Origin of the sequence: Achromobacter insuavis, from assembly GCF_902859645.1 — a bacterium.
Lineage (GTDB): Bacteria > Pseudomonadota > Gammaproteobacteria > Burkholderiales > Burkholderiaceae_B > Achromobacter > Achromobacter insuavis.
Genome location: NZ_CADIJR010000123.1, coordinates 1 through 11,996, shown reverse-complemented (window position 1 = coordinate 11,996; position 11,996 = coordinate 1). Strand labels below are relative to the sequence as shown.

General features: G+C 73.5%; 7 protein-coding genes. 1 reads left to right on the top strand and 6 read right to left on the bottom strand.

Translation table 11 applies throughout. The features are described 5' to 3' along the window. Positions 1 to 796, bottom strand: a 796-nt coding sequence (locus H0523_RS30290; protein WP_180180262.1) for an acyl-CoA dehydrogenase family protein, incomplete at its 3' end; no start/stop codon positions are given. 170 nt (positions 797 to 966) lie between these two features. Between H0523_RS30290 and H0523_RS30285 the strand changes: the two genes are divergently transcribed. Continuing rightward, positions 967 to 1,191, top strand: a complete 225-nt coding sequence (locus H0523_RS30285; RefSeq protein WP_054431849.1) for a hypothetical protein — start codon at positions 967 to 969, stop codon at positions 1,189 to 1,191. A 27-nt stretch (positions 1,192 to 1,218) separates the two neighbouring features. Here the strand turns inward: H0523_RS30285 and treY are convergent, their stop codons facing one another. The 5 genes from treY to glgB all read right to left on the bottom strand — a co-directional run. After that, complete coding sequence (treY, locus tag H0523_RS30280) at positions 1,219 to 3,924, bottom strand: malto-oligosyltrehalose synthase (protein ID WP_054431848.1); 2,706 nt, start codon at positions 3,922 to 3,924, stop codon at positions 1,219 to 1,221. Next, positions 3,921 to 6,038, bottom strand: a complete 2,118-nt coding sequence (malQ, locus tag H0523_RS30275) for a 4-alpha-glucanotransferase (protein ID WP_054431847.1) — start codon at positions 6,036 to 6,038, stop codon at positions 3,921 to 3,923. Before malQ ends, treY begins: the two co-directional genes overlap by 4 nt. Further along, positions 6,035 to 7,831, bottom strand: coding sequence for a malto-oligosyltrehalose trehalohydrolase (gene treZ / locus H0523_RS30270; protein WP_054431846.1), 1,797 nt, complete (start codon positions 7,829 to 7,831; stop codon positions 6,035 to 6,037). The genes malQ and treZ overlap by 4 nt, the downstream gene beginning before the upstream one ends. Beyond that, entirely contained in the window at positions 7,828 to 9,939 is a 2,112-nt protein-coding gene (glgX, locus tag H0523_RS30265; protein ID WP_054431845.1) for a glycogen debranching protein GlgX, read from the bottom strand. Before glgX ends, treZ begins: the two co-directional genes overlap by 4 nt. 2 nt (positions 9,940 to 9,941) lie before the next feature. Next, on the bottom strand, positions 9,942 to 11,996 hold a 2,055-nt coding region (gene glgB, locus H0523_RS30260; RefSeq protein WP_180180261.1), incomplete at its 5' end, for a 1,4-alpha-glucan branching protein GlgB.

Here is an 11,996-nt window from a genome sequence, read left to right as displayed (position 1 = left end):
CGTCGATGGCCGCGGCCGCCGAGCGCAGCGCCCAGCGCGCCTGGCACAGCGCCACGTCGGCCGCGCCCAGGTGCGCCAGGCGGAACGGGTCGAGCGGCGGACGCGCCGCGCTGGCCTGCAGGCGCTGGAAAATCCGGGTCAGGCCGCCGTACCAGCAGGCGGCCACGCCCGCGCCGCCATGCAGGAAGCCGGGGCGGTTCACATACTGCCCGGGTGCGCCGAGCGGCATGCCCACAGCGTGCTGGAACGACACCGCGACCGTCGCGCTGTCGCGCATGGCCGGCGCGAACCAGGGATCCGGCAGCAGGCGCACGCCCGGTTGCGCCAGCGCGACCGAGGCCAGCCATGGCGCGCCCGCCGGGGTCCAGCCGCTGACGACGGCGTGGCTCGATCCGGCGGCGCCCGAGCACCAGGCCTTGACGCCCGTCAGGTCGAGCCGGCCGTCGCCCTGGGGCGTCAGCGTGACCCGGTGCTGCGGCGGTTCGGCGCACCAGACGCCCCAGACACTGTCCGGCGGCGGCGCCGGCGCCCCGAGTTCGGCCAGAATCGCCAGGGCGTCGGCGTGTCCCTCGAAGCGTTTGGCCAGGGACAGGTCGACGGCGGCCACGGCGGCCAGCGCCCGCCACCGCGTCAGCGTGTCGCCGCCGCCGGGCAGGGGCAGGCGGTCGCAGCCGGCCGCCACCAGGGCGCGCATCAGGGCCTCGGACGCGCCGATGGGCGAGGTGGCGCGGGCCAGCACGGCGTGCAGGCCATCGAGACGGAAGCAAGGGGGGCGCGAAAGCGTAGTCGAGGACATTGGAATGGCCGAGGGTCGGGCCGGCAGTTCAGCAAACCGCATGCCTGGCGCCGGCGGGGGGGCGCCAGGCGCCAGACGCGCCCGCGCCCGGGCACGCCACTTGCTCAGGCTCGGACGCAGCCCGCTTGAAACGTTGTCCGCCAGAGTCCCTTTTTCCTGGAGAAGCCGCCATGTCCGTCACCCTCATTCCCGTTTCGCCCGCCGACGCCGTCGTGACCGAGGCCGCCGTCAGCGACGCCGAGCGCTGCGCGCGCCGCACCCTGGCCGCGGCGCAGCGGCTGCTGCATCCGGATCAGGACCCGGCCCCGCGCTCGACGGTCGAGATCGAATTGGCCCGCTATGTGCGGGAAACCTATCGGCCGCGCCTGTCCACCTGGACGCAGCCGCTGCGTTGAGCCGCGGTCTCGGCCTGGTCGCGTCCGCTAGCGCGAGGCCAGGCCGAGCGCGACGGGCAGCGCGCGCAGGGCCGTGGCGACCGCAAGCTCGCCCGCCGGGCCGCAGCGCCATGATTGGCCGGACAGCGGATCCTCGAACAGCAGGTTCGCGGCGTCCGGCAGTTGCAGCTGCGTGTCTTCCCAAAAGGCCGCGCCGGCCGGCGCGTCGCCCCGGGCCTGGCCGGACAGCGCCGTGGCGCACAGGCGAGGCACCATCACCAGCAGCGTCATGCCGGCATGCCGGCGCAGGCAGGCCATGACATTGCCGGCCCGCGCGCCGCGCGCGGCGACCGGTTCGCAGCTGCCCTCGCGCAGCAGCGCGGGAAAGCGCGCGCGCAGCGCCAGCGTGCGCTGGATGAGCGCCTGTTTGACCGCGCCGCTGCGCCAGGCGGCCGCGCCGGTGTCCATGGGCCCTTCGGGCCGCGCCGCCGCCAGCAGGGCGTGGCGCGCCGCGTAGTCGACCGGCCGCCGATTGTCCGGATCCACCAGGCTGAAATCCCACAGATCGGTGCCCTGGTACAGGTCGGGCACGCCCGGCAGCGTGTTGCGCAGCAGCGTCTGCGCCAGGCTGTTCACCAGGCCGGCGGGGGCGATGCGCAGCGCGTAGCGGGCGATATCCCGCAGCAGCGCGCGGCCAGCGGCATGCGCCGAAAAATGGTCGATGACGGCTTGCGAGGCCTGCTCGTAATGCGCGTCAGGGTGGGTCCAGCGCGTGTGCAGCTTGGCTTCCCGCTGGGCCTTTTGCTGCCATCGGGCCAGCCGCTCCAGCCAGGCGGCCACGGCGGCGGGACGCTCGTCGATGTCTTCAGCCCGCAGGTCCAGCGGCCAGGCGCCCACCAGGCTTTGCAGCAGCAGGTAGCGGTCGGTCGCCGCCGGCATGCCGCGATCGGTCGGCATCCGGTCGATCCAGCCGCGCGCGACCCGGCGCCAGTCCTGCGGTATCTCGGTCAGCACGGCCAGGCGGCAGCGGCTGTCTTCGCCGCGCTTGTGGTCGTGGGTCGCGGTGGCCAGCATGGCGTCGGGATGACGGCGGGCGCGGGCGGCGCAGGCCGCGAGGAAGGCGTCCGGCGCCAGCGCGAAGCGTCCGGGGCTGGAGCCGACTTCGTTGCGTGAGAGCAGCGGGCCGTAGCGGTAGAACAGGGTGTCTTCGAGCGCCTTGGCCGCCAGTGGCGGCGTCAGCTGCTGAAAGTGGCGCAAGGCCCGGCCGCGCGCGCTGCGCAGCGCGTTGGCGCTTTCCTCGGTCGGCGGCGCGCCGGGCGTGCCGTCCAGCCAGTGGTCCAGCTGGTCCAGCAAGCGGGCGTCGGCGCTGTCCGGCGGGGCGTCCAGGGCGGCGCGGGCCTGCGCCAGCGCCGCCTGCCAGCAGGCCTGGTCGGCCGGGCCGCGGCCGCCGTCCTCGGCATAGCTGCGGTAGACCGGAAAGGCGGCCAGCAAGGCCGTCAGCACGCGGTCGATCGCCGGACCGGTCCAGTCCCGCGTGCGCAGGTCGAGGCGGGCGATCCGGGTCAGCGCCCGCACCAGCGTCAGCCGTTCGGCGGCGAAGTGGCGCGCCAGCATCAGTTGGCGCGCCAGCGTCAGTTGCGCCGCCGGCGCCTGCGCCTGCCCGTCCAACTGCCGCCAGAATTCGACCAGCGCGTCCTGCGCGGCGGGCGCGTGCCACAGCGCGCCCACCTGGTCCATGAAGTCGTAGCCGGTGGTGCCGTCGGCCGCCCAGCGCGGATCGAGCGCTTCCCGCTCGGCCAGGATCTTTTCGACGATCAGGTAGGGGGCGGGCGCCAGGCCGGCGCTGGCGCGCTCCGCGCCGGCCCGCGCCAGCGCTCCGCGCAGGCGCCGCAGATAGGCGCCGGGCGCGGCCAGGCCGTCGATGTGGTCGATGCGCAGCCCGTCCAGCAGGCCTTCGCGGTACAGCCGCAGCGGCAGCGCGTGGACCGCGTCGAACACGACATCGTCCTCGACCCGCACGCCGACCAGCTCGCTGATTTCGAAGAAGCGGCGCCAGTTGATCTGGTCGGGCGCGGTGCGCCACCAGGCCAGGCGGTAGTGCTGGCGCTCCAGCAGCGCATGCAGGCGCTGCCGGCCGCGCGGGTGGGCCGCGTCGTGGTCGGCGCAGGCCTGCGCCGGGTCCTGCGCCGTCAGCGAGGCCGGGTCCACGGGATAGCGCTGGCCGCCGGCGGCGATGACGTAGCCGGCGCGCGGGTCGTGCGCCAGGGCGATGCCGCCGGCCTCCAGGCAGACGCCGTAGGGATCGGCCAGCACCGGCAGCAGCACCTTGCCGCGCAGGGCCGGATCGGGCGCGCGCCAGTCGATGTCGAAGCAGCGCGAATGCGGGCTGCGCTCGCCGCGCCGCAGCACGTCGGCCCACCAGCCGTTGGCGACGTTGGCGGCCATGTGGTTGGGCACGATGTCGGCGATCAGCCCCATGCCACGGACGCGGCAGTCGGCCGCCAGGCGCCGCAATGCGGCCTCGCCGCCGAGTTCGGCGTTGACCTGGCCGTGGTCGGTGACGTCGTAGCCGTGAGTGGAGCCGGCGCGCGCCTGCGTGATCGGCGACAGATACAGGTGGCTGATGCCGAGGGCGGCGAGATAGGGCAGTTGCGCGCGCGCGGCCTCCAGCGGGAAGTCCGCATGCAATTGCAGGCGCGCGGTGGCGCGCGGCCGGGTCGGGGCCGGCGCGGGGGCGTGGTCGGTGGCGGTCATGCTTTGCGTCCTCGCAGCGACCGCAGCGGGGCCAGCCGCTCGCGCACCGCCGGATCATGCAGGCACCCGGCCGCCGCCAGCGGCTGGCGTTGGCGCCAGTTCGGATAGCCGGCGCCGGCGCCCGGCAGATTGGGTTGGTCGAGGGTGCCGGTGGCGTCCTCCAGCGGCACCAGGGCCAGCGGGCAGGGGGCGGCCGCGACGAAGGCGAGCAGGGCGGCGACGGGTGTCTGCGCCGGCGCCGGGTCGGGCGGCAGGTGGGCGTGGTCGCGCACCGCGCGCCACAGGCTGTCGCGGTCGGCGTCGCGCTGCGCGCGCAGGTCGGTCTCGCGTTCCTGCGGACCGAGCAGCGCCAGGTTGTTGCGCCATTCGATGTCGCGGCCCTGCCACCAGCCTTCCAGGGTGGGCAGGTCGTGGGTGGTGGTCATCGCGGCGGCCTGGACCGGCCAGGCCCCGGGCGCCTTGAATGCCGCCGCGCCGCGCGCCGCGGGCGGCTCGCGCATGAACCACAGCACATCCATGCCCAGCAGGCCATGGTCGTGCAGGGCCTCGTCGAAGCCCTCCGGCACCGTGCCGAGGTTCTCGCCGATGACCAGCGCGTGATGGCGCCAGGCCTCCAGCGCCGCCAGCCGCAGCAGAGTGCGCAGCGGATAGCGCAGGTAGGCGCCGTCACCGGCCGGCGCGCCGTCGGGCACCAGCCACAGGCGCGCCAGGCCCAGGATGTGGTCGATGCGCAGCCCGCCCGCCTGGGCGAGGCTGGCGCGCAGCAGCGCGATGAACGCGGCGTAGCCGGTTTCGCGCAGCGCTTGCGGCGACAGCGCGGTCAGGCCCCAGGCCTGGCCCAGCGGGTTGTGGATGTCGGGCGGCGCGCCGACGCTGGCGCGCCGCATCAGCTCGGCCTGGTGACTCCAGGCATGGCTGCCGGCGGGGCTGGCGCCGATCGCCAGGTCGGCGATCAGGCCCACGCGCATGCCGGCCTGGCGCGCTGCCTGCTGCGCCTGCGCCAGGCTGGCGCCCGCCAGCCATTGGGCGAACACGTGAAAGTCGAGCGCCTCGCCGTGCGCCTGCGCGAAAGCGCGCGCCGCTTGCGAGCGCGGATCGCGCAGGCCGGCCGGCCACTCGGTCCAGCTGCCCGGCGCGGCGGGCTGCCGCGCCAGGTGCTCATGCAGCGCCTCGAACAGGGCGTGATCGCGCAGATCCTGGCCGCCGGCGTCGCGGAAGGCCTGCAGGGCCTGGCGCTGGCGCGAGTTGGCGGCATGGTCGAAATCGCGATGCAACTGGCGCAGCAGCCGCTGGCGCGCGCGCGCGGCCTGCGGCCAGTCGATCAGGTCCTGCGCCTCCAGCGTCTGCAGCGTCTGCTGTGCCTGGGAGCCGAGTTGCGCCAGCGCCGCGCGCACGGCATCGTCGCCCAGCACGGCGGCGGGGTCGGCGTACAGCGTGTTCAGGAATAGCCGGCTGGAGGGCGAGTAGGGACTGTACTGCGCCGGATCGGCGGCGAACATGGCATGCACCGGGCTGATCGCCAGCGCGTCCGCGCCCGCCGCGCCGGCGCTCGCGGCCAGATCGCGCAACGCGCCGAAATCGCCGAAACCGTGGGTGGCGTGGACCAGGTCGGGCGCGGGCCGCCGCAGGCTGTAGACCTGTGTGGCCAGGCCCCAGGCGCGCGCATCGGGCTGGCCCAGCAGCTGCGCCAGGGTGGGCGCGCGCGGCGGCGCCACCGCCAGCGTCGTGGTGCCGGCCGCCAACGCCAGCGTGTAGTAGCCGGGCGCCGCGGGCACGGGCAGTTCCGGCAGGCCGGAAGCGCCGGCGACGGCGCGGCCGGCCAACTGCGCCGATTGCGGGGCCGTGATTTCGTAGCGACCGGCGCAGGCGGCCGGCAGCCGCAGCGTGGTCCCGGCGACGGCCACCAGCATGGCCGGCAGGCGGGCTTCGCTGTGGGCGGCGGCCAGCCGCGCGCGGCTGTCGTGGATGTCGGCCTCGCTGTCGGCCGGCAGATCCATGGCGCGCAGCAGGGCCCGCAGCGTGTCGGGGGCCACCGTGCAGGCCTGGTGGCGGGCATCGGTCCAATGCTCGGCCAGGCCGGCGGCCACGGCCAGTTCCGACAGCGTGGCGCTCATGGGGCGTACTCCAGCAAGTAGACCGCGCTGTCGCCGCACAGGCTGCCCGCGCGCAGCGAATCGAAGGCGCCGGGCAGCGATTCGAACAACAGGTCGGCGAAATCGCCGCGCGGCGCCAGGGCCGCGGGCAAGGGCTCGCGCGCGCCGCCCAGGTTGGCGTAGAGCGTCAGCACCGCGCCATCGTTCAACCGCCAGCGCGCCTGCGCGGCATGCGCGCCCAGCGCCAGGGCGCCCAGGCTTTGCGCGCCGCGCAGGCGCGGCGCCAGCAGTTGCCGGCGCAGGTGCAGCAGGGCGCGGTAATAGGCGCGCCATTGCCCGGCCGCGTCGGCGTGGCCGGCGTCCCAGGGGTGGCTGCGCAGGAAGGTCTCGGCCGCGTTCGGGTCGGGCGGGTCCGCGGCGCCGCCGGCCCCGGCAAAGGCGGCGAAGTCGGCGAATTCGCGTTGCCGCCCCGCGCGCACGGCCTGCGCCAGCGCCGGGTCGGCGTGGCTGGTGAAGTACAGGAAGGGCGCCTGGCTGCCGCTTTCCTCGCCCATGAAGATCAGCGGCACCTGCGGCGCCAGCAGTTGCAGCGCGACCGCCGCGCGCAGCCGGTCGGCCGTGGGCGCCAGGCGCGTCAGGCGTTCGCCGTGGGCGCGGTTGCCGGTCTGGTCGTGGTTCTGCAGGAACAGCACGAAGGCGCTGGGCGGCAGGTGGGCGCTGGGTTCGCCGCGGGGCCGGCCGCCGCGATGGGCGGACGGTTGACCCTGGTACAGCCAGCCTTGCTCCAGGCAATGGGCCAGCGCCTGCGCGGGTTGCCGCGCATAGTCGGCGTAATACCCATGGGATTCGCCGGTCAGCAGGTGATGCAGCACGTGGTGGAGGTCGTCGTTCCATTGGGCGTCGTAGCCGGCCTGCAGCAGCGAGGCGCGGTTGTCGTCGTTTTCCAGCACCAGGTGCACGTGGCGGCCGGGCAATTGACCGCGCACGTGCCGCGCCAGTTCCTCCAGCCATTCGTGGCCGACAATGGCATGCGCCGCATCCAGCCGCAGGCCGTCGAAACGGTATTCGCCGAGCCAGTGCAGCGCGTTTTCCTCGAAATATCGGCGCACGGCGGCCTGGCGAAAGTCGATGGCCGCGCCCCACGGCGTCTGCACGTCGTCGCGGAAGAACGGCGCGGCATAGCGCGGCAGGTAATTGCCGTCGGGCCCGAAGTGGTTGTAGACCACGTCCAGCATGACGCCCATGCCCAGGCCGTGGGCCGCGTCGATCAGGCCTTTCAGTTCGTCGGGCGAGCCATAGGCCGTGTCCGGCGCATACGGCAGCACGCCGTCATAGCCCCAGTTGCGCGGGCCGGGGAAGTCGGCCAGCGGCATCAGTTCCAGCAGCGTGACGCCCAGGTCGGCCAGCGCCGGCAGGCGCCCGCGCAGGGCGGCGTAGCCGCCCGCCAGGCCGACGTGGACTTCGTACAGCACCGTCTCTTCCCACGGCCGGCCGCGCCAGCCGGGGTGTTGCCAGGGATAGGCGTCGGCGCCGGTGACGATGCTGGCGTCGTGGACGTCGCCGTCCTGCAGGCGCGCGGCCGGGTCGGGCACCGTGAGGCCGTCGCCCAGGCGGTAGCGGTAGCGCGTGCCGGGGCCGCAATCGACATCCGCCTGCGCGTAGCCCTGCGCGTCCGGGTGCAGCGCGATCGGCGCGCGTCCCTCGATCAGCAGCGCCAGCCCGGGCGACGCCGACGGCGCCCACAGGCGAAAGCGCGTGCGGCCGTCGGGCAGCGGCAGGGCGCCGAAGGTGTAGGGTTCGGGCCAGGCGGTCATGGCGTTTGTCCGGCGATGTGGGTGGCGCTGAGCAGCACCAGGCTGTGGCCCTGGACCGCCGCCTCGTTCGCGCCGACCGGCGCCGCCGCGACCGGCGCGGAGGTGTCCAGCTCGCGGATCCAGGCCAGCGCCGGCTGCGGCAGGATGAACGTCACCGCCTCGGCGCCGGGGTTGAGCAGCAGCAGCGTCACGTCGGCGCTGCCATCGTCGCGCAGGGCCGCGCGGCGCAGCGCCATGGCCTTCTGGGCGCCGTCCTCCCAGGAGGCGGCTTCGATGGGCAGGCCGTCGGGATTGAACCAGCCGATGGCGGCCACGCCGGGACAGATTTCGCGGGCGGCGTCGCCGTAGCGCGCCGCCCGCAGGGCGGGGTGGCCGCGCCGCAGGGCCAGCGCGCGCGCCACCCCCTGGCTGAGCGCCCGGCCATCGTCGCTTTGCGCCTGGGTCCAGTCCAGCCAGGACAGCGGGTTGTCCTGGCAATAGGCGTTGTTGTTGCCGTCCTGGCTGTTGCCGAATTCGTCGCCGGCCAGCAGCATCGGCGTGCCGTCGGACAGGCACAGCGTCACCAGCAGCGCCTGCTGCACGCGCGCGCGGCGTTGCAGGATCGCGTCGTCTTCGGTGGGGCCTTCGGCGCCCCAGTTGCTGCTGTAGTTTTCCGAATGGCCGTCGTCGCCGTTCTCGCCGTTGGCTTCGTTGTGGCGGCCGTCGTAGCTGACGACATCGCGCGCGGTGAAGCCGTCGTGCGAGGTCACGAAATTGACGCTGGCCCAGGGGCGGCGGTGGCGCCGGTCGAACACGTCGCGCGAGCCGGTCAGCCGCGCCGCCATGTCGCCGCGCTGGCCTTCGTCACCGCGCCAGTAGCGCCGCACCGTGTCGCGGTAGCGGTCGTTCCATTCCGCCAGGCCGGGCGGGTGGTTGCCCAGCTGGTAGCCGTCGGGGCCGATGTCCCACGGTTCGGAGATGAGCTTGGCATGCGCCAGTTCCGGGTCCTGCAGCAGCGCGTCGAAGAAGCCCGAACCGGGGTCGAAGCCGGTGCCTTCGCGGCCCAGGGTCACGCCCAGGTCGAAGCGGAAGCCGTCCACGCCATAGGAGCGCGTCCAATGGCGCAGCGAGTCGGTCACCATCTGCAGCACGCGCGGGTGCGACAGGTTGACTGTGTTGCCGCACCCGGTGTCGTTGATGTAGTGGCGTTCCTCGCCCGGCACCAGGCGGTAGTAGCTGGCGTTGTCCAGCCCGCGCCAGGACAGCGTCGGCCCCAGTTCGTTGCCTTCGCAGGTGTGGTTGTAGACCACGTCCAGGATCACTTCCAGGCCGCCCGCGTGCAGGCGGCGGATGGCCTGGCGCAGATCGTTGGGACCGTGCTGCAGGTAAGACGGCTCGGGCGCGAAGAACGCCAGCGTGTTGTAGCCCCAGTAGTTGCGCAGCCCGCGTTCGAGCAGGAAGCGGTCCTGCAGGAACGCATGCACCGGCAGCAGTTCCACCGCCGTGACTCCCAGGCGTTGCAGGTGCTCGATGAAGCGCGGGTCGGCCAGCGCCGCGCTGGTGCCGCGCAGCGGCTGGCGCAGGTCTTCGCGCTGCATCGAAACGCCGCGCAGGTGGACTTCGTAGATCACGCTGTCACACCAGTCGGTGGCGGGCCGCTTGCTGCCGCTCCGGTCGAACGGCAGGTCGTCCACCACCACCGCCTTGGGCATGGCGGGCGCGCTGTCGCGGCGGTCCATCGACAGGTCGGCGCGGGCGTGGTTCAGGCGATAGCCGAACAGCGCGTCGCTCCAGTTGACCGGGCCGGTCAGCTGGCGCGCGTAAGGGTCGAGCAGCAGTTTGTGCGGGTTGAAGCGATGGCCGTTGCGCGGATCGTAGGGACCATGGGCCCGCAGGCCGTAGACCAGGCCGGGCTGCGCGTCGGGCAGGTAGCCGTGCCAGATCTCGTCGGTGCATTCGGGCAGGTCGAAGCGGCGCAGTTCCTTGCGGCCGCGGGCGTCGAACAGGCAGACTTCGATGCGGGTGGCGTGGGCCGAGAACACCGCGAAGTTCACGCCCAGGCCGTCGCTGACGGCGCCCAGTGGATAGGGCTGGCCGGCGGTCATGCGGGTCAGGAGGGAGGGATCCATGGTCAGTCGCCTTGATGCGTGAAGTAGAGGGTGGAAAGCGCCGGCAACGTCAGTTCCAGCGATTGCATGTGGCCATGGGCGGCCGCGGCATGGGTGCGCGCCAGGCCCAGGTTGCCGCTGTCCGCGCCGCCATAGCCGCCGGCGTCGGTGTTGAGGACTTCGGCCCAGCGCCCGGCCAGCGGCACGCCGACGCGATAGCCCGTGCGCGTGACCGGCGTGAAGTTGCTGATCGCCAGCAGCTGCGAGACGCCGTCGGTGCGCAGGAAAGCCACCACGCTGTTGTCGGCGTCGTCCAGCACCACCCAGGCAAAGCCGGCCGGATCGGCGTCGCGCGCGTGCAGCGCGGGCTGCGCGCGGTAGAGCCGGTTCAGGTCGCCCACCAGGCGCTGCATGCCCTTGCGCGCCGGGTCGTCCAGCTGGTTCCAGTCCAGCGGCGTATCGTGATTCCATTCGGCGGCCTGGGCGATCTCGCCACCCATGAATAGCAGCTTCTTGCCGGGATGCGCCCACATGTAGCCCAGGTAGGCGCGCAGGGCGGCGAAGCGGGCGGCGGCGTCGCCCTGCATCTTGCGCAGCAGCGAGCCCTTGCCATGCACCACCTCGTCGTGCGAGAGCGGCAGGACGTAGCGTTCGGCATAGGCGTAGACCATGCTGAAGGTGAGGCCGGCGTGGTGGTATTTGCGATGCACCGGATCTTCCGCCAGGTAGCGCAGCGTGTCGTGCATCCAGCCCATGTTCCACTTGTAGTGAAAGCCCAGGCCGCCGTCCGCCACCGCGGCGGTGACGCCGGGCCAGGCGGTCGATTCCTCGGCGATCATCATGGCGTCGGGCACCTCGTCGCGCACCGTCTGGTTCAATACGCGCAGGAAATCGACCGCCTCCAGGTTCTCGCGTCCGCCATGGCGATTGGGGATCCATTCGCCGGGCTGGCGGCTGTAGTCGCGGTACAGCATCGAGGCCACCGCGTCCACGCGCAGGCCGTCGACGTGAAAGCGTTGCAGCCAGTGCAGCGCGCTGGCGACCATGAATGCCCGCACTTCGGTGCGCCCCAGGTTGTAGACCTGGGTGTGCCAGTCGGGGTGATAGCCCTCGCGCGGGTCGTCGTATTCGTACAGCGCCGTGCCGTCAAAGCGCGCCAGGCCGTGCGGGTCGTCGGGGAAGTGGGCCGGCACCCAGTCCAGGATGACGCCCACGCCGGCGGCATGGCAGCGGTCGACGAAATGCGCGAACCCCGCCGGCGTGCCCAGGCGCGCGCTGGGCGCGAACAGGCCCAGCGGCTGGTAGCCCCACGAGCCGCCGAAGGGATGCTCCATGATGGGCATCAGCTCGACGTGGGTGAATCCCATCGACGCGGCGTAGGCCGGCAGCTTGTCGGCCAACAGGCGCCAGGGGCAGCCCTGGCCGTCGGGCGCCAGCCAGGAGCCGGCATGGACCTCGTAGATGGCGATCGGCGCATTCGGCTGGTGGCGGCCGCCGCGTCCCAGCATCCAGTCGCCGTCGGTCCACGGATAGGGCGCCGGATCGTCCACCACCGACGCGGTGGCCGGCGGCAGCTCGGCGCGGCGGGCGTGCGGATCGGCCCGCAGGCGGATCGCGCCGGTCGCATCGGTGACGGCGAACTTGTAGCGCTCGCCGGCCGCGACGTCGGGGATGAACAATTCCCACACCCCGGCCTCGTGCCGCCGGCGCATGCCGTGCCGGCGCGCATCCCAGCTGTTGAAGTCGCCGACCACGGCCACGCGCCGGGCGTTGGGCGCCCAGACCGCGCAGCGCAGTCCGGCCACGCCGTCGACGCTGGCCAGTTGCGCGCCCAGCCAGTCGCGCGCGGCGCGCCAGTCGCCCGCGGCCAGGGCGGCCAGCGCCGGGGCCGGCAGCAGGGGGCCGAAGGCGTAGGGATCGGCGCAGCGTTGGCGCGCCTGCGGCCACGCGATCTCCAGTTGGTACGAATCCGGCGCGCCGGCGCGGGCGGGGCCGGCCGGGCCGGTGAAGAGGCCGTCGCCGTCGTCGCGCAGCGGGATGCGCACGCCCTCGGCGCCGACCATCTCGACCGCGCGCGC